Annotated in this window: 22 protein-coding genes and 1 pseudogene; 13 read left to right on the top strand and 10 right to left on the bottom strand. The window is 64.5% G+C overall.

Going from position 1 to position 20,866, the window contains the following annotated elements; translation table 11 throughout:
• Window positions 1–23: 23 nt before the first annotated feature.
• The 3 genes from B9A95_RS07985 to B9A95_RS07980 all read left to right on the top strand — a co-directional run bounded on the left by B9A95_RS07985 (window position 24) and on the right by B9A95_RS07980 (window position 1,351).
• Window positions 24–452, top strand: a complete 429-nt coding sequence (locus B9A95_RS07985; RefSeq protein WP_084046388.1) for a hypothetical protein — start codon at window positions 24–26, stop codon at window positions 450–452.
• Between the two features lie 230 nt (window positions 453–682).
• Window positions 683–829: a hypothetical protein gene (locus B9A95_RS33430; protein ID WP_170928515.1), complete on the top strand. Its 147-nt coding sequence runs from the start codon at window positions 683–685 to the stop codon at window positions 827–829.
• 237 nt (window positions 830–1,066) lie between these two features.
• Window positions 1,067–1,351: a hypothetical protein gene (locus tag B9A95_RS07980; RefSeq protein ID WP_084046387.1), complete on the top strand. Its 285-nt coding sequence runs from the start codon at window positions 1,067–1,069 to the stop codon at window positions 1,349–1,351.
• A gap of 438 nt (window positions 1,352–1,789) precedes the next feature.
• On the opposite strand, the gene B9A95_RS36910 is transcribed toward B9A95_RS07980, so the two are convergent.
• The 3 genes from B9A95_RS36910 to B9A95_RS36905 all read right to left on the bottom strand — a co-directional run bounded on the left by B9A95_RS36910 (window position 1,790) and on the right by B9A95_RS36905 (window position 4,119).
• Window positions 1,790–2,038, bottom strand: a complete 249-nt coding sequence (locus B9A95_RS36910; protein WP_084046386.1) for a helix-turn-helix domain-containing protein — start codon at window positions 2,036–2,038, stop codon at window positions 1,790–1,792.
• A 21-nt stretch (window positions 2,039–2,059) separates the two neighbouring features.
• A complete protein-coding gene (locus B9A95_RS31810) occupies window positions 2,060–2,290 on the bottom strand; it encodes a helix-turn-helix domain-containing protein (protein ID WP_139806583.1) in 231 nt (76 codons plus the stop codon).
• A 1,289-nt stretch (window positions 2,291–3,579) separates the two neighbouring features.
• On the bottom strand, window positions 3,580–4,119 hold the full coding sequence (locus B9A95_RS36905; protein ID WP_425429924.1) for an IS3 family transposase: 540 nt from the start codon (window positions 4,117–4,119) through the stop codon (window positions 3,580–3,582).
• A 555-nt stretch (window positions 4,120–4,674) separates the two neighbouring features.
• On the opposite strand from B9A95_RS36905, the gene B9A95_RS35195 reads away from it, so the two are divergent.
• From B9A95_RS35195 to B9A95_RS07940, 7 genes are all read left to right on the top strand, one after another.
• A complete protein-coding gene (locus B9A95_RS35195) occupies window positions 4,675–5,178 on the top strand; it encodes an SDR family NAD(P)-dependent oxidoreductase (protein ID WP_245808191.1) in 504 nt (167 codons plus the stop codon).
• Entirely contained in the window at window positions 5,156–5,317 is a 162-nt protein-coding gene (locus B9A95_RS35190) for a hypothetical protein (RefSeq protein ID WP_245808190.1), read from the top strand. Before B9A95_RS35195 ends, B9A95_RS35190 begins: the two co-directional genes overlap by 23 nt.
• A 33-nt stretch (window positions 5,318–5,350) precedes the next feature.
• On the top strand, window positions 5,351–5,527 hold the full coding sequence (locus B9A95_RS33425) for a hypothetical protein (protein ID WP_170928514.1): 177 nt from the start codon (window positions 5,351–5,353) through the stop codon (window positions 5,525–5,527).
• 40 nt (window positions 5,528–5,567) lie between these two features.
• On the top strand, window positions 5,568–6,770 hold the full coding sequence (locus B9A95_RS07955) for a zinc-dependent alcohol dehydrogenase (protein WP_084046384.1): 1,203 nt from the start codon (window positions 5,568–5,570) through the stop codon (window positions 6,768–6,770).
• A 198-nt stretch (window positions 6,771–6,968) separates the two neighbouring features.
• Window positions 6,969–7,415: an SgcJ/EcaC family oxidoreductase gene (locus B9A95_RS07950; protein WP_170928513.1), complete on the top strand. Its 447-nt coding sequence runs from the start codon at window positions 6,969–6,971 to the stop codon at window positions 7,413–7,415.
• Between the two features lie 919 nt (window positions 7,416–8,334).
• Window positions 8,335–8,835 carry a PaaI family thioesterase gene (locus B9A95_RS07945; protein ID WP_245808189.1) on the top strand — a complete coding sequence of 167 codons (501 nt, stop codon included), beginning with the start codon at window positions 8,335–8,337 and terminating at the stop codon, window positions 8,833–8,835.
• Complete coding sequence (locus B9A95_RS07940) at window positions 8,832–9,254, top strand: hotdog fold thioesterase (protein ID WP_084046381.1); 423 nt, start codon at window positions 8,832–8,834, stop codon at window positions 9,252–9,254. The genes B9A95_RS07945 and B9A95_RS07940 overlap by 4 nt, the downstream gene beginning before the upstream one ends.
• A gap of 105 nt (window positions 9,255–9,359) precedes the next feature.
• Here the strand turns inward: B9A95_RS07940 and B9A95_RS07935 are convergent, their stop codons facing one another.
• Window positions 9,360–9,932 carry a carboxymuconolactone decarboxylase family protein gene (locus B9A95_RS07935; RefSeq protein ID WP_084046380.1) on the bottom strand — a complete coding sequence of 191 codons (573 nt, stop codon included), beginning with the start codon at window positions 9,930–9,932 and terminating at the stop codon, window positions 9,360–9,362.
• Between the two features lie 148 nt (window positions 9,933–10,080).
• Between B9A95_RS07935 and B9A95_RS07930 the strand changes: the two genes are divergently transcribed.
• Window positions 10,081–10,440 carry a winged helix-turn-helix transcriptional regulator gene (locus B9A95_RS07930; RefSeq protein WP_212648273.1) on the top strand — a complete coding sequence of 120 codons (360 nt, stop codon included), beginning with the start codon at window positions 10,081–10,083 and terminating at the stop codon, window positions 10,438–10,440.
• A gap of 767 nt (window positions 10,441–11,207) precedes the next feature.
• Window positions 11,208–12,605: a replication initiator protein A gene (locus tag B9A95_RS07925; protein ID WP_170928512.1), complete on the top strand. Its 1,398-nt coding sequence runs from the start codon at window positions 11,208–11,210 to the stop codon at window positions 12,603–12,605.
• A gap of 166 nt (window positions 12,606–12,771) precedes the next feature.
• On the opposite strand, the gene B9A95_RS35185 is transcribed toward B9A95_RS07925, so the two are convergent.
• A complete protein-coding gene (locus B9A95_RS35185) occupies window positions 12,772–13,686 on the bottom strand; it encodes an RNA-guided endonuclease InsQ/TnpB family protein (protein ID WP_245808200.1) in 915 nt (304 codons plus the stop codon).
• Between the two features lie 413 nt (window positions 13,687–14,099).
• Window positions 14,100–14,261: pseudogene (locus tag B9A95_RS35180) on the bottom strand (transposase); the annotation flags it as partial.
• A gap of 482 nt (window positions 14,262–14,743) precedes the next feature.
• Between B9A95_RS35180 and B9A95_RS07910 the strand changes: the two are divergent.
• The gene (locus tag B9A95_RS07910) at window positions 14,744–15,235 is read left to right on the top strand and encodes a YbjN domain-containing protein (protein ID WP_084046376.1); all 492 of its coding nucleotides are present in this window, start codon (window positions 14,744–14,746) and stop codon (window positions 15,233–15,235) included.
• 639 nt (window positions 15,236–15,874) lie between these two features.
• On the opposite strand, the gene B9A95_RS07905 is transcribed toward B9A95_RS07910, so the two are convergent.
• The 4 genes from B9A95_RS07905 to B9A95_RS07890 form a co-directional block, all read right to left on the bottom strand.
• A complete protein-coding gene (locus B9A95_RS07905; protein ID WP_084046375.1) occupies window positions 15,875–16,789 on the bottom strand; it encodes an alpha/beta fold hydrolase in 915 nt (304 codons plus the stop codon).
• 281 nt (window positions 16,790–17,070) lie between these two features.
• Window positions 17,071–18,606: a magnesium-protoporphyrin IX monomethyl ester anaerobic oxidative cyclase gene (bchE, locus tag B9A95_RS07900; protein ID WP_212648272.1), complete on the bottom strand. Its 1,536-nt coding sequence runs from the start codon at window positions 18,604–18,606 to the stop codon at window positions 17,071–17,073.
• Window positions 18,607–18,754: 148 nt separating this feature from the next.
• The gene (locus B9A95_RS07895) at window positions 18,755–19,687 is read right to left on the bottom strand and encodes a LysM peptidoglycan-binding domain-containing protein (RefSeq protein WP_245808188.1); all 933 of its coding nucleotides are present in this window, start codon (window positions 19,685–19,687) and stop codon (window positions 18,755–18,757) included.
• A gap of 368 nt (window positions 19,688–20,055) precedes the next feature.
• Window positions 20,056–20,472 (bottom strand): hypothetical protein, encoded by a 417-nt coding sequence (locus B9A95_RS07890; RefSeq protein ID WP_084046374.1) that lies wholly within the window; start codon window positions 20,470–20,472, stop codon window positions 20,056–20,058.
• Window positions 20,473–20,866 lie beyond the last annotated feature (394 nt).

Raw genomic sequence — 20,866 nt, 5'->3', positions numbered from 1 at the left:
TCGCCGCGACAAGGAGACCCACCATGCGAACCATCCTGCCCCTGCCCGCCCTGCTGATGCTCTCTACCGCCCTTGCCGGAGCGCCTGGTGTGAACAACCTGCGCGTGACCACCACGCCCAGCGGAGCCGCCGTCAAGGCGTTGCGGACCGACACGCCCAAAGTGTATGTGCTCGCCGATGTCAACGGCACCAAGGGCGCAGCGGCTCAGGTGGTCTGGATCGCCGAATCCGTGGGTGCCGGCGTTCCGCCCAACACGGAGATTGACCGCATGAAGCTGGGCCTGCCCGTTACCAGTGGGCGCGTTGTGCACAACACCCTGACGTTCTCACTCTCCAGGCCCACGGCAGGCTGGCCGAAGGGGCACTACCGCGCCGACCTCTACGTGGCCCCCGCACCGGGCGCAAACGTACCGGCCCGCCCCACGGCCAGCATTGGCTTCGACGTGCGCTGAGCATTGCGCAAAGGGGCTCCTTTCCCAGAACCCGTTTTTTCCTCCTCGCTTTGTTGTGGGGCTTTACCGCCCCGCCTGGACCGAACACTTGAAAAAACGGTTTCACCAAAGTCTGTATCGCCCGTCAGCGGGAGACGGGCGGTCCTCCTCTTCTGTGGGCGCGCGTCTGCCGAGCCTGGCTTCTCCCGGAAGTTGGAGTGCCGCGCCGCCCCTCCCCCAGGAGTCTTCCCATGCACCTCAGCCTGAACCGCTCTGTTCTGATCCACGCCGCTCCCGCGTCTGCCGTGGGCTACGCGCCAGCGGGCGGCAAGACGTTACGCGGTACCTCGCCCACCTGCGGCCCGGTCAAGACGGGCACGGCACTTGGCCAGCGCTGATATGGCCCGCTCGCCCAGCCGTTCTTTTCAGGGACCGCCGGAAGGGGAACTGGCCTTCGCTCTGTGCCCGCAGTGCTACCGTGCGGTTCCCCGCGCCTCACGGGAGCGCCACTGTCCGAACGACGGCTCTGCCTACGTGACGCGGTGCCCCGCTTGCGCCTGCGCCATCACCTCGCCCGTGGCCCGCTACTGCGTGGACTGCGGCCACGCGCTGCTAGCGGCGCACGAGAGGTCCGTATGGTCATCGTCCTGGCGCTGATAGAGGCCGGGGCCGGCGTTCTGACCACCGTGGCGTTGTTTTTGCTCGGCCTGCTCATCGGGCGGGCGCTGCCCTGGGCACGTCCCCTGTTCGGCGCGCTGCTGTTTGCGGGCGCTGCTCTCACCGGGTGGTTGGCCCTGACGTACATGCAGAGCGGCCGAAATGTCGACGAGCGGGTGATCTCTCAGATTCTGGCCTTGGGACTGCTGCCGGCGCTGCTCCTCGCGCTGCTCGCTGGATGGTGGTTGGTCCAGGCACGGTAGCGAACAAAACGCGTCAGCACCGGGTCGCCTGGGGGAATGGGAGGTGGGGTTGAGGCAGTTCTGGCAACGTCCGGAACGGCAGCAGGTCGTGGACGGAAGGCCGCCGCGTCTCCCCACTCGCCTGCACCGCGACCGTCACTTGCCCCGGCGGCCAGGTCCACGCACCACCCGGGCAGCCGGATCAGGAGTTGAGGAAACCGCGCGCGGTTGCTTCACCGCCACGCTCCGGCACCAGCCAGGGCGTGAGGACGGGGGTGATTACCATTCCACTGGGCTGCCCTTGATCGGCAGGTGGGAATCTAGCGAAGAGTTGAGCAACCGCAGATCGCCTACCCAGAAGCGCCCAGAGGCGCTTCAACACCGGTTTAAGGCCAAAACGTCCTTCGTGCTGGACTCAAAGGCGAACTTGCTTTTCGGGGTAGGCGGCCTGAGCAACGCTCAGCGCCGCCCCGACTTTTTTATGAACGCCCCCTGTTCTCTGGAAGAAGCCACCTCCGTACGAGTATGTCGAGGAACCTGAACAGTAAAGCCAAGTCTTTTCAAGTGGCCCCAGGCACACATCTCAGTTACTTCAATCCCAAAATGCTCCTGGATGTGTATCTTGACTTTCTTGCTGGTCCAGAGACCACCCCTCTCAGGTGGTTTCTGAAGAGCCTGAAATAATGCCTCTTGCTGGTCTGGTTTCAGAGCGGTATCAGGCTTATTAAACTAACGCTTATCCAGAAGAACCTGCTCGCCTTTGGCATTGCAAGCAGCAATCAACGTACTGATCGTTATACGCGAAAATTTGGTTGCGTCAACAATATCTGGAATCGACTTTCCTTTGCTTTTGAGCCAGATAATCCGCCAACGAGAGCGTTCAATAGAACATTTGGCTTGGCGATACGCAACTCCAAGCTCTTTAGATGTATGGTGCGGAATCAAGGCAGCAGCTCTCATATTCGGAACTCATCTTAACTCAGTATCATGGGGGCTTCACCCGAATGTTCCCCAAGGGCACGCTCTTGAAACGCAACCGCAGGTCAGCACGACCACCTTGCTGAGAACGAATCAATTCCACGGCGTCCTCTGTCATCGGGGCCAGATCGGAACCAAGACGGCCATGGAGGTCAGCGCGCTGTCGCAATAACGTGCAAAGCACCTGGTGTCACGCAGGTGTCACTTCGTGATGTCTACGCTGATCGTCGGCGCCTCACCAGGGCGTTCCGCTGTTGGCGCGGCGCGAAAGCCGATTCGTGCCATTGGCGAGAACCGGGCGTGATGGGTGCTGGCCATGCAGGAGCGGGGCTCTTCACAAGATCAGAACGCTGGATCGCTTTCGCCAACTGCAAAATCCCATACATATTTGGAAGTAAGATCGACAAGGGGGAGTAGTGCTTATCCGTATCTGGACCACAGAGATACACGCCGAAAAAGAATCCATTTACTTGTCCTATGGACAAGACAAATCGAGATGGATGTTCCTTCAACAGCCCGGATGCCTGGGCGTGCTGTTTCTTATTCTACCAGAAGGGCGCCACGCCGCATGTTCCTTCTGGAGGTCGCAGGCAGATATCGATCTACTGCAGAATTCCGAGTCATACCAGAAGACGAGTGCTGGGCTGGAAGCAACAGGTGCGCTCAAAGGTTCACCCGAAGTCGTTATATACGCGGTGGAGGGGGGTGCGATAGATATAAGTAGCTTTACGTCTGCGCTAAACGAAGCCCAGTTTGAGTTCCAAGCGAGTTGCTGATCCGTACGTCAGTCTGGGATGCTTATTGCCCCGTGACTGCTCAGCCGGGGGCCTGAGCGGAGCAGTCAGCGTAGGGGCATTTCCGACGGCACCTGCCTGAACTGCAAAAAAGTGGAAGCCCAGCTGGCCAAAGTGCTCTCCGAGCTGCAGGAGATCAAGGCACATCTGGAGCTGAACAGCACAACCCCCCAGCCAGGACAGGCCCTGGACGCCGTAGAGGGAGGGCCAGAAGACCGGCCGGTCTTCTGGCCCTCCACCGGGTCACCCAGGCAAAACGCTCAAGATGGCCGAGCACCATGACGAGATCGTTACGCTTCCTGCCACCGGGCACTGTCGTCAAGCCCAGGATACGGTGATGGCCAGCGGTGAACTGGCGTGGCAGGTCCAGGACCTGCCCGAGATCCGACTCCACGCCGTGGAGTACCGCGCCCAGGTCAAGGTCTGGTCCGAGCTGTTATCACCGCGAGCAGGCTTCTTTCCAGCTCACGTTCCTGGTCAACAAACACCTGAACGGCTATGGGAAACGCCAATTCCAGAAGACCCGACGCGACCGCACAAACGAAATTCACAACGAAGAGACGGCGGTGAGGACGGTAATACGTGGCGAAGCATTGCAGGAGCGACGCGGTTGAGGACGCAGCCATAGGTACGAAAATACGCCCCCCCTGTAACGTTTGAATGACGCTGCAGGGTAGACTCGGACGCCCTCACCCGATTTGGCTGCTCTACCTCGAATTGACGGTCGAGCAGACCGGGGCACACAGGGAAGGTGTGGTGGCTGTCCGCCGCTCGTACCCACCGGCGCTTTCCTTTGGCCTGGAGCCCGCACGAACGCATGAGGCGAGCGACTCGCTTACGGGAGACCTGCAGACCTTCAGCCCGCATGGCGTGGAGGCGTGGTGCACCGTAGGGCTGCTTGTGGCGCTGTTGAACGTCCTGCCGCCCGAGCAGCGCATCCTTCTGCGTGCGGTTGCAGATCGGCCTCCTTTGCCAGCGGTGATCGCCACCCACCGGCACCTCCTGAATCCGGCGCATCACATCGGGCCGGTAGTCCTCCCGGTGGCTTCGGATGAACCTACAGCCCAGCGCGCTTTCAAAGGCCTCATGGAAGTGGATTTTCCATATCGGGAGCCACTGCGGCGGCAGGGAGCAGCGCGCGTTCATGACCTTGCCCCCAAGGGGCGGTCAGGGGCCATTTACGGAGTTCTCAGGCCGCACGTCCTGCCTGACTCCACACTGACCCGCAGGCCTTCTCTCCCGCCTTTCCTCTGGAGGTTTTCATGAGCAAAGACGATTCCGCGCCGTCCCCCCGCCAGGTGCTGGGGCGTATCGGCGCGGGCCCGGCCGCCACAGCGGCAGGATCTGCCCTCGCGCACAACAGGCCCGCACCTGCTGCCGTGCGGCCTTCCTTCCCCAAGCAGACCCAGCCCTGGCCGGGCCTGACGAGCAAGATGAACCCGAGGCCCGACCACGGCGAGAAGAGCTACCAGGGTTCCGGGCGGCGGCTGGGACGCAAGGCCATGCTGACTGGGGGCGACAGCGGCATTGGACGCGCCGCCGCCATCACCTTTGCCCGCGAGGGGGACAGATGTGGCGGTCAACTACCTGCCGGCCGACGCCCGCGAAATTGTCGCCCTGATTCAGGCGGCTGGGCGCAGGGCCGTGGCCATTCCCGGAGACATCCGCAGCGAGGCCTCCTGTCAGCGTCTGGTGGCCGAAGCCGTTCGGCAACTCGGCGGCACCCACATCCTGGTGAACAATGCGGCCCGGCAGCATTCGGTGACCTCGCTGCTGGACCTCACCACGGCGCAGTTCGACTGGACGCTGAAAACCAACCTCTACGCCATATTCTGGATCACCAGGGCCGCGCCGCCGCACCTCCAGCCGGTGGCCGCCATCATCAACACGGCGTCCAAGCAGGCGTATGACCCCCCTCTCAACCTGGTGGACCACTCCCAGACGAAGGCGGCCACCGTGAACTTCTCGAAGTCGCTCGCCAAGCGGCCCGCGCCTAAGGGCATCCGGGTCAATGCCGTGGCGCCCGGACCTGCCTGGACGCCCCTCCAGCGCAGTGGGGGGCCTGGAGCCCAATAAGCGGCCCTCCTTTGGGGCCGATACGCCGATGGGCCGCCCCGGTCAACCCGCCGAACTCGCCTCCGCGTATGTGCAACTCACTTCCCAAGAACCGAACTACGCCACCGGACAGGTGTATGGCGTCAACGCCCAGCCCTGAGCCAGATCCTTCCCTTCTTCAGGAGATTCCCACATGACAGACGATCAGAACAAGCCGCCCCAGAGCTCCCAGGACACCGCCTCCCAGGACACCGCGGGGGCCCAGACCCCCACGAGCGACACGCCTGGACCTTCTCAGGAACAGGCCGGTCAGGGAAGCGGCGGCCAGCATGGCCGCCCCTCCGACGACTCGGATCCCGGTCACAGCTGAGTTCGGCGCACAGCAAATCCCCTACTCCCCCGGAGGCACCATGAAAGCAGTGGTTTGGCACGGTATCGGCGACATTCGGCTGGACGACGTTCCTGAGCCCCAGATTGAGCAGCCCACAGACGCGGTTGTCCGCTTGACGGCCTCAGCGATCTGCGGCACGGACCTGCATTTCATCCGGGGCACGGGCGGCGAGATGGTCCCCGGCACGGTCCTCGGTCATGAAGGTGTGGGGATTGTGGAGCAGGTGGGCGCGGACGTGCGCAACTTCCGGCCCGGGGACCGGGTGGTTATTCCCTCCACCATCGCCTGCGGATACTGCTCGTACTGCCGCGCAGGCTATTACAGCCAGTGCGACACGGCCAATCCCAATGGCCCGGGTGCGGGAACGGCCTTCTACGGCGGCCCCAAGGCGAGCGGCCCCTTTCAGGGTCTGCAGGCGGAAAAGGCGCGGATTCCCTTCGCCGCCACAAACCTCGTCAAGGTGCCTGACAACGTAACGGACCAGCAGGCCATTCTGGTCAGCGACATCTTCCCGACGGGCTACTTCGGCGCTGACATCGCCGACATCAAGCCGGGGCATACGGTGGCAATTTTTGGCTGTGGTCCAGTGGGGCAGTTCACCATCACCTCGGCCAAGCTGCTGGGGGCGGGGCGCGTATTTGCCATTGACCGTATTCCCTCGCGCCTGGACGCTGCCCGCCATCAGGGTGCCGAGACGATCAACTTCGATGAGGAAGACCCGGTGGAGGCCATCAAGCGCCTGACGGGCGGCGTTGGCGTGGACTGCGCCATCGACGTCGTGGGGGTGGACGCCAAGCACGCGCACCACGGGCCCGCCGCCGAGCAGGCGCAGAAGGAAGAGCAGACGTTCGGGCAGGAACTGGAGCAGGTGGCTCCTCAAGGCACCGCGTGGAATGTCGGCGATGCGCCGAGTCAAGCGCTGGAATGGGCGGTACAGGCCCTCGCCAAGGCGGGAACACTCAGCATCATTGGCGTGTATCCGCAAACGATGCAGAGCTTTCCCATCGGTGCGGCCATGAACAAGAATCTGACGATCAAATCGGGCAACTGCAACCACCGCAAGTACATTCCCATGCTCCTCGACCTCATTCAGCAGGGCACCCTCGATCCCGAAAAACTGCTTTCCCAAGTTGAGGAAATGCATACCGCCATCGAGGCATATAAGGCTTTCGACGAGCGGCAGCCCGGCTGGCTCAAGGTCGAACTCGTTCCAGGGATGTGAAATAAGGCTTCCGGTTGATCCGTGATGCGGCCACTGGTTTACCCGAGCGCAGGAAAAACGTGGAGGTCTCGCGCGGAATCGAAAGCAAGCTGAATCAGCCGTGCCGTCCTAGACGAGGTGCGCCTGAGGGGGGCGCACCTCACTGTTGCACAACCACTGAGGAGTCACGGTTGTTCTACCAGAACAAAGGGGGTTGCTGTGTCTCAGACGAATCAGTCGACCGTAGAGCAGGCCACTCAGCATTTGATTGATCAGTGGAGGACGCTCGATCCACTGCGCTTCGCGTCCTCATTCGCAGCGGACGCCGAGTTTACCGATGTGGTTGGGAACACGGCCCGGGGGCAGACTGCCATTGCGGAGTTGCACGTGATGCCCTTTACGAAGTTGTTCAGGAATGCGGTTATTGATGTGGAGGAAATGCCCATCAGATTCGTGACGCCGGACGTGGCTTGCGTAAATATTCATTGGACCATGCGTGGACACACTTCATTCCAGGGTGAAGCTCTTCCTCCACGCCGGGGCATGCTTCACCTGGTCGTGGCGCGGCGGGATGGAAGGTGGCAGCCCGTGGTGGCCCACAACACGGATCACACAGCTGTTTACGGGCGAGGTGCGTCTGAAGCTTCAACTGCTGCCGACCATTAAAAGTCTATCCGGAAGATGCTTTGAGTGGAGCACCAGGTTCTGCGAGGATGACGGCGCGGTGAGCATCGCCCCCCGGCACTCCGGAGTCCAGGCCGCCCAGCAGGACGCGGCCAAACCCCAACCGGGCGCTGAGCAGACCACCAGTGGGCAGCGGCGCAGATGAGGTTGTCTGACCACCCACTGCAGGTTCGTGGGGCTCGTCTGACAAGCCTGCTGGAGACCGCGAAGCGCCGGGCGATCTCAGCAGCGAGGGGCGGCAGCACGCAGCTTCCCTCTGCCTGCGCCTCGCCGCAGTGCTGACGAATGACGTAGTTGCGGACCATGCCGACCAGGCCATACGGAGGCGTATGCCCAGCAGCTCGCAGGAGGGTGTTGGACGTTCCCCTGAGGCTGCGCACCAGGAACTGCTGGACGAGGGCATCTTTGCTGACAAAGTGGGCGTAGAACCCGCCGTGGGGAAACCTTGCCTTCCCCAGCAGACGCCCGATGCCAGCGGTGCTTCGCCCGTCTGCCCTGAAGATCACAGGCCCGGCGCTCAGGACCTTCTCGGGCGTCTCCTGGGCATGCCCGCTCTCAGGCCATCCCTGTGCTGGCAGGACGCAAAGCGGGTGATCCCTGGTTGGAATGACCGAACACCATGATGCTCCTTTTGGCGCGCCTGATCCGCACGGGGTTTTCTTTGGGAGAAACTGGGCTGTCCTGGCCATCCTGCCTGCGCCGGCAACGCCAGCACTCTTTATATGATATGTATCATATATAGGAGTTGTCCCTGAGGACGGCATACCCAGGGGTCACTGCAGCGCAGTCACGATTCCCCCTCAGCAACGCGCCGTAAGGAGTCCGAATGACCGACCGCACTTCGCCAAGTCCTGCCTCACCGGCCACTTCAGTGGGGGACGAACCCCACCGGGAGACACGCGTGCGTACCTATACCTGGGAAGACCCCCTGGTCGGCGCCGAAGCGGCGCGGCACCTCAGCGGACTGGACTATTTGCGCGCGATGGTGCGTGGAGACTTTCCCGGTCCACCCATCGCGGCGAGCCTCGACTTCTCTCTGGCGCGCGAGGAGGACATCGAGGACGGCCGCGTGACTTTCCGCATGGTCCCGCAAGAGTTTCATTACAACCCCATCGGAAGCGTTCACGGCGGGGTGTACGCGACACTGCTCGATTCTGCGCTTGGCTGCGCGATCCACACGCGACTCCCCACCGGCGTGGGTTACACGACCCTCGAACTCAAAGTGAACTACATCCGGCCCCTGCTCGTGGGCATGGGGGAAGTTCGCGCCGTCGGTGAGGTGCTCAGTGTGTCTCGGCAGGTGGCGACCGCGCAGGCGCGGCTACTCGATGAGCGGGACAGGCTGTTTGCTCACGCCACAACCACCTGCTTGATCCTGCGGCCGCAGAGGAGCGCCCCATGAATACGTCCCTTGCCCAGCTCAGTGAACACGCCCGCGGCGCACTGCCGGACCACCTTGGGATCGAGATTCTAGAAGCTGGCAGTGAGCGGGTGGTGGCCCGCATGCCAGTTGAGCGACGCGTTCACCAGCCGTTCGGGGTGCTGCACGGCGGGGCGAGCGTGGTGCTCGCCGAAACGGCTGCCAGCGTCGGCGCGCACCTCAGTGTTGCGGCGCGCGGCATGACGGCCGTCGGGCTGGAGATTAATGCGAATCACCTGCGGGCGGTGCGGAGCGGCTTTGTGACCGCGACGGCGACGCCCATTCATCAGGGGCGCACCACCCAGGTGTGGCAAATCGAGATTGTGGATGAGCAGGGCCGGGGCGTCTGCGCATCGAGGTGCACCCTGGCCGTTATTCCCGCTTCAACCCCACCACTGTGACCTGCGCAGCTCTGCCACGGGCAATGGCCAAAGTCGAGCTCAGCTATTGTGCCCAGGGCTCCCCGCACGCCCATGCACGTTCTGGGGTGCGGCCTCCCCAACCAATCACTGTACCGAGGGCAGAGAGACGGACCCGCTGAACCTCGCGGCGAACGGCTCAGGCTCAATAGCCAGGGCATTGGTCGCAAAGGAAACGGCGTGGTAATGGCCGACCAACGCGATGATTTCGAGAATCTGCGGGTTCGAGTGGTGCTCGGCCAGCGCCCGCCAGGTGCCGTCACAGAGGGTTGAGGTGTCATGCAGCTCGTCGGCGGCCTTCAGCACAATCCATTCATTCGCTGGCAGGGTGACTGCGGAGAGGTCGCGCTGCAGCGTGGCGGCAATGTCAGTGACTTCCAGGGCGGCCCGCGCTGCAAACAGCGCGACGTGAACGCCCCATTCGTATTCAGAGCCGCAGCGGGCGCAGGTCCGTAAAATCACCAATTCGCGTAGGCGGAGACTGATTGACCCGGGATCAAGCAGGTTCCCGGCAAACATGCGCTGCAAGACCCGTGGGTTGTGCGCCTGCGTGCGAAAGAGCTTCAGGGGGGCCATGTTCAGCGGAAGATAGCGGCTGAAGGTGGCAGTGATCGCGGGGTTGAAGGGGGCTTCCAGAGGTTCAATGCGCGCAGTTGCCATACTGTCTCCTCGGGCGACGAGTCGGAGATTCGAACACCGCTACGGAAAGCGTAGCACTTCGCGAGGGAACATGTAGCATAGGGGGATGGTTCCCACTCCAGGCCGCCCGGTTCGCGGTTCCAGTACAGGCCGGCCCATCATGGCGCTCTTGGATTTGCTTGGACGCCGCTGGGTGCTGCGGATTCTCTGGGAATTGCGGGATGAATCCCTGACCTTCCGGGAATTGCGCCGCCGCTGTGACGACATGTCCCCGACGGTGCTAAACCAGCGGTTGCGGGAACTGCGCGAAACAGTCCTTGTCGAATCGGCAGTCACAGGCGGCTACGCCTTAAGTCCACTGGGCCAGGCGTTGCTGGCCAACCTGATGCCGCTGCTCAAGTGGTCGGAAGACTGGCAGACCTTACGAACGGGCATGGCGTCCAGCAGCGCAGACCCCGCTTCGCATGCGGAAGGTCATGTTGGCGGCGATCAAGCACCAGCTTCGGGCACCGATTCGCCCGAACGCTGAGGTTTGGACGACCCGGTTGGCCCGATGCTGCTCGCGACGACGGGAGACCGTGGGGAAGGGCCCCAAACCCCTGGAAAAGACTGGAAAAGAGCAGGGGCTTACGCACGGGCCCGGCGCCTGAACTGTGCCGTGTGCTCCACCCAAGGACGCGCGCCTCCCTCCCCTCCCCCATTCCGCAGCAGGCCTCAACTGTGCCCGTGACTTTGGACAGCCCCAGGCGACTTTATACCGTGACTTTGAGCAGCGGGGCGTGCGTCTGTGCGGGCGGACGAGGAGGACGTTGTTACAAGGCCCGTGAGGAACTCGTGGAACCGCCCGCACAGACCCTTTGACGTGCGCTGTGCGGCCCAGCTACCGTGACTTTGGGCAGATCGCCCCAGGAACTACCGTGACTTTGAGCAGAAGCTACCGTGACTTTGGACACTCGGCTCCTGCGAATTCCCGTGACTTTGGGCAGATCGCCCCAGGAACTACCGTGACTTTGAGCAGAAGCTACCGTGACTTTGGACACTCGGCTCCTGCGAATTCCCGTGACTTTGGGCAGATCGCCCCGGGAACTACCGTGACTTTGGGCAGAAGCTACCGTGACTTTGAGCAGTAAGGGGCAAGGACACCGTCCAGTACGCACGTACGCCGCTCCCTTGATGATGATCATCATTATTATTTTTTACTTCTTTTAAAAGATCAATGATCAACATCAGAGGGGCGACACCGAGGTCGCGAGGCTGATCCCTCCCTTGCCACAGGGATGCCTTACCATGAACACCATGGCGAAGCCCGCCCGACGGAGTCAGGTAGACGGCCACGACGAGCGTAACCTCGCGCGGTTGTCTCTTGTGCTCGCCACGAACCGTGTGCCGGCTGACATGACGTCGTGGACCAAGGAATATCCGTCGCTGGACGGCGTGGGCGTTACCCTCCGCGTAGAATGCACCGCTCCCCGGAAGGACGTGGTGCCGCACGGCGTCGACAACGACGTGCTGCTGGGCCTGGTCAACGCCTACGTCGCCGCAGGCATGCCAGACAGTGGGGTCGTTCGCGTCACGGCTTACGCCCTGCTGCAGTATTCGAGTCTGGGTGACAGCGGGTTTCACTACGCGACGCTTGAGAGCAGTCTGCGGCGGTTGCAGGGAACGGTGTACAAGATCAGCGATTCATGGTTCGACAACCAGGACCTGCGCTTTCGGAGCGTGAACACCAGCCTGGTGCTCAAATTCGTCGTTACCGATCGCGACCGCAGGCCCGAGCTGCTCGGCCAGATACGCGCCGAGTCCCTGCTGGAAATCACGCTTGACAGCGACCTCGCCTCCAGCATTCGCAGCGGTTACATCCGGCCGCTGGACATCACCTTTCTCCGGCGGTTGCAGCAGCCTCTTCCCCGCCTGCTCTTCCGCCTGCTCTCGGAGCAGCGTTCTCCATACGGACAGCCGCAGGTCAGCAGCTTTCAGGTGAACCTGCGGGCCTGGGCGCAACACCTGGGGATCCTCGATACCCGGCCCAGCCGGATTCGGCGCAGCCTCGAACCCGCCCATCAGCAGCTCTCGGAACACGGCTTCCTGGCGAGCGTGGACTACTTCGGCCGGGGCGACGCCCTGGAGATCCTCTACACCTTCGCCGAGACCTCGCCCACCCCAGCTGATCCCGAGGCGGTGGCGCTGCTCCGCAAGCATGGCGTCAGCCACGCGGTGGCCGTACAGCAGGCTTCCGAGCACGGCCTATCCACCGTTCGGGAGCGCGTCGCCCGCTTTGAGCAGCTGGTCGCCGCTGGGTACAAGGCCCGCAACGGCGCGGCGCTGCTCGTCGACCTGATGCGCCACCCGGCCAAGTACCCGCTGGTCCCCCTCCCAGGAACGGCTCCCGTCCCGCTGCAGGAAGGCGCAGCCGCAAAGCCCGGCAGGCCCCAGTCCTCCCCGCCGCGGGATCCCGAGCCCCTGCTGGAACCGCCGCGCACCGCCGCGAGCGCGCGGATTTTGCTCCGTGGGGTACCGCTGACGGACATGCTCGTTCTGGAGGCCGCCGCGCTGTTCGTGGAAGAGCGCGTGAGCATTGCGGAATTGATGGCGCTGCGGCACGATCCTGATCCGGCCCGCACGATCACATTATGGGGCGCGCGGCGGATGGTCTCCAGCAGCGAGGCGACGGGCGGTGACCCTGGGCACGAGTAGACCGGTGCACCGAAGCTGCGTGCCCGGCGTCGTCCACTCCAGCCCTGTCCGGGGAACAGCAGCGCTACGTCCTGAAGGCGGGGGCGCCACATCACCCTCTCCCCTGCCCTTTGGGGGGCGCAGCGCGTCCTTCGGGGCGCCTGGGGCCACCAAATGCCCGAAGAGGTCAATCCGCGCCAGCAGGACCGATGCGGTGTGCGGACGCGCCAGATGGTGGGAGACGCGGTCCGTACGGGCACCGCTGACGCAGCAGGGCCGAATGGAGCGAAATGGATTCGGCGCTCGGAGCGGAGTCGCTGCGGTCGGCCACGGTAAAAGGCCGTGGCCGACCGCGGGTATCCCAGGTGGGTGCACGCCTCCCCCTGCGGCCCCGCGGGGCGTGATGAACGGCGTCCGAATGAACGGCGTCTGCCCGCGTGATGGGCCAGTTTTGACACTCCCCCTGCTTTGGCAGTGGGATTCTCGCCGCACGTATGGCGTAGCCGCCTTTGTTAAGCGGCGAAGGCTCTGCCAGGGCCAGAATGTTCAGGGCGGCGCGATGATCAGCGTTTGCTGTGTGGCGGCAGTTGCGGCACCCGAAGCGGGCCTGGCTGACCCGGTTCGCCTTCTCGGTATGCCCGCAAGCGTGACAGCGCTGCGAGGTGTACCGAGGGTCTACCGCCTCAACCCGCTTTCCGGCGCACGCTGCCTTGAAAGCGAGAAGCTGGCAGAACTGACTCCACCCACCGTCATGGAGGCTGCAGGCCAGATTCCCGCGCCCCATACCACCGACGTTGGGCACTTCGTGGGCGATGACGTCACGCTCCCGAACCAGCTTCAGGGCGACCCTGTGATGGAAGTCCAACCGCTGCCTCGCGACCTTGCGGTGCAGTTTGGCAGCTTGCGGGCGACTGCCCGCTGAGCCACGCGCAACTTCTTCATGGCGGTCTGGAAGAAGCGGGGGTTGTTGTGAAACTTCCCACCAGAGGTGATGCAGAAATGGGTGGTTCCCACGTCCACGCTGCTTCCCGGCTGGGGGAACGGACGCGCCTCGACTTCGCAGATGTACGAGACGTAACTGCTCGCCGCAGTTGTAAATCACGGTGGCCGTCTTGGTTTTGCTCCCATGGGCGGCCCAGAGGAATGCGGACGTTGCCAAGCTTGGAGAAGGTGCGCGGTGCGGCCATCTTCGGACACGCTGTATCCCGACTGCAGGGAGGTGAACGGGTCGTGGCGGTCCCGGCCCTGGAACCGGGGCTTCCCCGGTTTCTCCCCAGACTTCACGTGCCGGAAGAACGCCATGAATGCCTTCTCCAGTCGCTGGAGAACGCCTCGCAGCACTTGGCCGTAGACCCCTTTGTACTCCGGAAGTGCGCCCCTTCAGTTCACCCAGCAGATTCGCCTGGTCGTGGTAGTTCCGGCTCGCGCCTGCCTTGCGGTACGCCCCGATACGTTCTTCCAGGGCCGCGTTGTACAGGGTGCGGTACAGCCGCAGTTGCCCGAACCGTGCGGCTTCCTGCGTCTTTGTGGGGCAATATGGCGTTCCACCACCGCGCTGCTGATGACGCCCGCCGTGGACACGAAGTCGCTCCGGGCCCAGAGGGCGGGCAGGGTGTTGAGGTGAGGGAACGCCTGCCGAAGAAACCGGGACGAGTCACCCTTCAGCGCGTGCATGACGAACATGACGGCGCTTCAGCTTCAACTGCCCTGCGGGCGGCTGGGTTCTGCACCCAGCCCCTGAAGGGATCGGTTTTCCAACCGGACCCATTTTTATAGGGCTTCCGGTTTATCCCTGGTGAGATTGCCGGGTCATCCGTTCCGTCCGCTCCGAAAACCGTATTGCGCGGGCCGCCCCACTCCAGCAGTTGCACCTCCCACACCCCGGTGATCTCCTCGGGTTGCTCCGGGTTGTGCCGCACGGCGCCAGGGCACCGGAAGACGCGCAGTGCCCGCCGTTCTTGAACGCGTGACCGACAGGGCCATGGGCGTTTCCGCCAGCCGCTTTCAGGCGAGTGGGGTGCAAGCGGGCCTCCCGCATCCTCTGGGCAAGGCGCGCGGCTGCCGAGCCTGGCCCTGCCCTGGGCCAGAGTGCCGCGCCCACCTGCCCGCCGCTTCCCGCTCTTCTTGCTGGCCCCGTGCCTTCCCGTAAAGGATCCACCATGACTCAGATTCGCCTTCTCCAGAACCAAACGCTCTCGCTGCTGGCCCTCACCCTGATTTCGGCAGCCGGAGCGCAGCCCACCCGCGCCGCCACGGTGATGACCAGCGTGACACCCGCCGAGCTGATGAAGACGCTCGCCCGCGCTGGCCTAACGGTCCGCAGCGAGGCGCAGGATGGCGGGCCCTCCCTGGCCTTTCGCGTGGGCAACACCACTGCGCGCGTCTACCTGACCGACTGCGCCAGTGGGCGCTGCTCAACCCTGACGCTGTCCTCGGGCTTCGACCTTGACGCGTCTCCCCCCCTCGAGAAGATCAACGCCTGGAACCGCGGCCACAGCTTCGCGTACGCCTACCTCGACGAGGAGCGCGACCCCTTCTTGCAAAGTGACCTCGACTTGGACGGCGGCGTAACCACAGCCGCCCTGGAGGCCTGGGTCAAGTTGTACCGTCAGGGCCTGACCGAGTTCGTCAAGACGTTCAACTTGAGGTAGAGGCCTGCCCATCCGGCTGCCGTTCAATCAGTGATCGGTCCTGAAGGGCGGTGGCGGGGTACCTTGACTGCCAGCCGCTCTCTTTCCCTCTTCCCCAGCCCGCGTGAGGCCACCCTCATCACTGTCTGGCCGGAACCCGTTTCTTTGCTGCGCTGCAAGTCCGTTCCGGCGATTCCACGCCTCTGGGTCACCGTTTTTCCTGCTCGCTCCACCCAGGTTGGCCCGTGATTTCATCACGGATGAACCGGACGCCTGGTGAATCGCTGCGCAAACGATTCCATCGGCGTCCGCATAGCGCCTCACCTCTTCGTCGGCCTTTCCAAATGGCCGGCACAGGAGGCGGGCCTGGACGTGAACGAGGACCTGCGGGTCTTCCCGATGCACCACAAAGGGAAGCCGCAGAGAACGGGCGCTCTGGGGGTCCGGGCCACGCTGTCCGTACGCGCAGAACCTGCTGCACGCGGGCTCGGAAAGCTGGTGGCAATACCGCGTCACCCCTGGGTGCGGACATGCCGCTTCCTGCCCAGCCGCAGGGCTGGAACCACCGCCGCAGAGGCAACATCGGAAACGGCGAGCCGGGTCTCTTGCAGGAGCGCGCGGGGAGGAGGACTCACCCTGGCCCGTGCAGCGCCGCGGGGATCAGGAAGACGGTTGCTGCCGGCTGCGCGCCTCTGCCCCCGGTGAAGCGTCCTGAAGTTGTCGGAGGAACGCCCGAACGTCCTCAAGAACACGCGCGGGTTCCTCCAGATGCAGGTAATGCCCACTGTCTGGGAAGCAGCGCTGCTGCCCGGCGTTTGACAACGCGGTCAATTCCCTCTGCAGGCGCTGCCAGGTCTGTTCCCGGTACTGCCAGTACTTGGCCGTCATTGGGGGTGCTGGCGTGCCGCCGGAAGGACACGGCCTGATCCCCCGGGTCAGGACAAGCAGAGGGAAGTCGCCCAGCGTGCCTGGCCGAACGGCCCCTTCGCCCTGGCTCAGCAGATGTTCCAGGTCCGGCCGCTCCGGGTGAAATTCGGCCATCTGACGCTGCTCTTCGGCGTCGGCGTGACGCTGCCCGGCGCCCGCTCCCGCAGCGAAGCGTGGAAGCTGATCCGGATGGGAACTGTCCAGCAGGACGAGACCAGCGACGCGCGGCGCAGTGCGCCGCGCGTACTCCAGCGCAATGAGACCGCCGAGCGAGTGGCCCATGAGCGCCAGCGGTCCTTTCACCTGCGCCTGCTCCAGGACCCCGTCAAGCTCCTGAATAAAATCATCCATACGCCGGACGCCCTCCGGTGGAGGGCGGTCTTCCATGCCGGCACGGTCATACGTCACGACCCGGAAGTCCTGCGCGAGTGACGGCGCAAGAAAGGGCCGGTTCCCCCAGGACTCCCGTCCAATCAGCTGGAGGACGTCTTCGGTCCATTCTCCAGGCCCATGCCACCACAGGGCTGGTACGCCCAGTCCAGTGAGCAGCACCACCGTCAGTTCACCCTGACCGATCACCCGGATGTGACGTGCCTGGTCCTGGGGCGCAGAAGGGGGAGCGTGCTGTTGAGGGGGGCCGCCGTTCACGCCGCAAGTCTAGAGCATGGGTCAAAGTGCGGACCTTTTTTTGACCGAGCCCGGCGAGTGGCCGCGCAGCGGGAGGTCGTGTGCAGAGCGGCGGACGGTCTCTCGGGTTGAACAGGGCGTGCCGGCGTCTGGGATGACGCCCAGGCAGACCTTGGCAGGCCGGTGGTGTGGCCTGGAACGCACAGACGAGAGCACCCGGGGACCATCTCGCCGTGCAGGGTCCGACCATGGGCGCGCCGTCTCCGGGTTGAAAGGGTGCAGGAGCAGGTCTGATCGCACCGTCAGTCTGCTGCGCTCCGCTGCGGGGACGTGCGGCGGGGCACCCGTGCGAGCGCCTCCTCACGTGCGGAAAGCGACTCGCCCCAGAATTCGCGCACCGTGACGCCTTCGCGCAGCCTCGGAAAGGACCGCAAGAATTCAGCCACCTCGTGCATCCAGACGCGGCGGCCCACCGCGTAGTACCAGCGCATCGCGTGGCGGTAATTCGGGTCGGGGTGCGTCAGGGTGCGGCGCAGCATCCGGGGCCGCAGCTGCACGGCGAGTTCCATCAGCTTGAACCACAGCAGCACGCGCCACGGCGGCACGTGGCGCGTGGCCAGGACCTGGTGCTTGTAGTCCCACTTCGTCACGTCCGTCTGGATGACCCGGCGGTGGGCCACCGTGTCGAAAAAGGGTGTCCAGCGGTGTGGCGTGATGTACAGCAGTTGAATCTGGTCCGGGTCGTACAGCGTCAGTTGCTGAAAGGAGCGCCAGTAGTCGAAGTCGCGCTCCTCCTCGAAGCCCACGACGTACGTCGCCATGGAGATCATCCCGTGTTCACGCATCAGGCGGATCGCCTCGCGGTCGTCCCTGGTGGTGGCGCCCTTGCGGATGCTCGCCAGGGTGCCCTCGTCGTAACTCTCGATTCCGAGCAGGAAGCGGATCACGCCGGCTTTGCGGTACAGCGGCAGCAGCTCCGCATCCCGGACGATATCGCCCGCCCGGGTGGATCCGACGAGCGTGACGGACACGTCCTCAGCGATCAGGGCTTCCAGAAAAGCCTTCCAGGCGGCCCTGTTGCCCGTGGGGAGTTCATCCGCGAAGTTAAACATCTGCACGCCGTGTTCCCGGTGCAGCCGGGCGATCTCGGCTGCGAAGCGCACGGGATCGCGGTGCCGCCGCTGCGTCCAGAAGCCGCGTTGCCCGCAGTACGAGCAGGGATAGGGGCAGCCCCGTGAGAACTGCACCACCACCGCGCGCTGCTTGCCCCAGTACGAGTAGTCGGCGTGGTCGATCAGTTCCCAGCCCACCCGGTACCCGTCCAGATCGAGGATCATGGCGGCGGCCGGGGTGGCGTAGGGCTGGCCTGCCCGGCGAAAAGCCAGTCCAGGGACGCTTTCCAGGTCACTGCCTGTGGCCAGGGCCTGCACCAGCGTGGTGACGGTGCGCTCCCCCTCGCCCCGCACCACGATGTCGACCTCGGGGTGCCTCTCCAGGACGTCTTGCCAGTGATAGGTGGGAAAGACGCCGCCGTACACGAAGGGCATGCCAGGAAGCGCGGGGCGCAGCGCCCCAAGGATCCGCACCACGACCGGATGTGCAGATGTGGAGCCGGCATGACCGACGAGGAGGACGTCCGGCGCAAAGCGCAGTGCCCGGTGGCGGATGTCCTCCACCCTGAGGTTGTGCAGGTCCGCGTCAAGCAGTTCCACCGTAAAGCCCCCGTCCAGCAGGGGCCCACCGAGGCTCAGGAGGCCCAGCGGCGGCAACTGCTCGGTGGGAATCCGGCTGCCGATCGAACCGTGTGGGGGATTGAGCAGCAGGACGCGCAGGGGCATGGCCCGAGTGTAGGGGGCCGAGGGTGCCCACGCCTCCAGCTTTGGGTGGCCTCCCCGTCATGCTCCGCCTGGACCGCCGCACCGGCGATTCGCCGCAAAGCCCGGCGGGCGTACCGGTGGAGTGGCGTCCTTTGCCCAGCGCCTGGCGCTACGGTTTCTTCCGGGCGTTCGCCGTCACCAGGGGCCGCACCGGAATGAACGCCCGTCCCTGCGTGTTCCAGAGCACGTCAAAATCATGAGAGGTCAAGGCCACGTTTGGACCGCTCAGGGGGTCACTCATAATCAGAATGTCCCGGGCGTCGTCATACCCGCGTACCACGCGGAAGTGCGGTGTTTTTCCAACGACGCTGTGGTACTGCAGCACAATCACGGGAAATCCCTGGGCGACGGCGCGCTTCACGTCTTCTACGGTGCCGCCGCGCTGGACGTCCGACCGGAAGCCGAGTTCTGCCAGGAGACGCTGGGCGGGAGCGAACTGCATGTTGCCGCCGGTCGGGCGCAGCCGGTCTTGCCAGGTCTGCTGATTGGCCTCGACGCCGTACAGGCGCAGGGCGGCGGCCAGGGCTGCCGGTCCGCAGTTGTTGAGCGTTTGCGCTTCGTATCCCACCTCCGGCAGGTACGCCGCGGCCGGACGTCGCGCCTGAGCCGACTGGAAGGGAAGGCTGCTTGAAGAGGAAGGGAGCCGGTCAAGCGTGAACAGGCCCTGCTCGAGGCCCGTTGGCTCAGCGGGCGCGGGGAGGCGAGGGGCGGCGCTGCCCTCCTGGAGCCCGGGTCCACCAAGTTCCAGCACCTGGCCGACAGAGATGCTGGTGTCTGCCAACTGGTTGAGCGCCACCAGCGCCGGTACGGTCGTTCCCGCTGCCCTGGCGATGCTGTACAGCGTCTCCCCAGCGCTGACGGTGTGCTGGGCCTGGAGGAGGGGCGGGGGCGGGTCAGGCAGTTGCAGCGCCTGACCCGCATAGACCGTGCTGGCAGTCATGCCGTTGAGGACCATCAGGGCTTCCGGCGTCGTTCCCGCTGCCTTTGAGATGCTGTAGAGCGTCTCACCCGCGCTGACAGTGTGCCGCGAGGCCTGAGACATACAGAGCAGCGAGAATACTGCGACCATGAGGAAGACCTTCACCGGAACTTTATAAACGACGTTTGAATATGTTGTAGCGAAAAAATACACGTCGGTCAGGTGAGGGCGGCGGCCGACCGCTCCCGTCCCGTCCGTACAGGGGAAAGACTGGGCGGTTGTCCGCCGTGTGGAGGTCCGGTCCTGATCCCCGATCCGGTTTGCGGATCATCCGTTCTGTCCCCTCTGCCACGCAGCGCTGCACGTCCGCTCGCGTTGGCCCGTTATTTCCTGACGGATGAACCGCAAACCGGATCGGTCGTTCAGCAGTCTCCATACCCGGTTGCGCCCGAAGCGGGGCGGGAGCGTGAGCAGCTTCGCGCCCGAAAGCGTCAAGGCGACCTCGGGAAGTCGGTCGCCTTGTGCGGAAACCACGCGTTCGTGGTCACGGCCTTTCTGAGGTAGCTTCCCTGCGTGAGGAAGGCCGTGCGCCGCGCGTCACTCCCCAGAAAGCCGTGCGTGACGCGGTACATCGCGTCGAACAGGTCCACGCCCGCCACGCGGGTGAGGGCCAGCACCGCCCGCGGACTGTAGCCGTACCGTGACAACGCGCGCCTGAGCATGGGATTGGGCATCTGGAACTGCGCCGCCCCGAAACTGCAGTACGCCACAGCTTCACCGCAGTCCTTATGGGCGCCTCCGGCGCGTTCCAGCCGCTTCCCTGAGCGCAGGGCCCGTCGCTGCTGGCTGTTGAAGAGCGTCAGCGACAACAGGGGCGGGTCGGCTGCACCCAACTTGCCCTGGCCCATGCCGCCCCCCACGGCTTGACCTGCTCCACGTCGGTGGCCGATCAGACGAAAAACACGGCGTCCAGGGGTTGATCCCCCACACCTGCACCACCCTGCCTCCGCTTCCGGGCGGCGGCGCGACCCATGACAAGCAAAGACGCAGAGCAGCCGCGCACCACGCCCGCCCCGGACCATGCACCACTCCGACGGGGTAAAGCGAGACGGCCAGTCAGCATGCCGCCCGTTTGGGGCATGGGTCAGGCGGCCAGGCGCGCCGCGCCGCTCACATTGACCCCCGCAGACCCCCACCGCCATGACCAGCAGTGGCCCGTGCGGGCTGACCTGCACCAGGTGCTGCAGGCGCGCACACCCCCTCACGCGAGACAGCCGGGGAGGAAGGCCTGTTTGAGGCTTC

This window comes from Deinococcus hopiensis KR-140 (genome assembly GCF_900176165.1).
GTDB lineage: Bacteria > Deinococcota > Deinococci > Deinococcales > Deinococcaceae > Deinococcus > Deinococcus hopiensis.
This window is presented reverse-complemented; position numbering and strand designations above follow the sequence as displayed.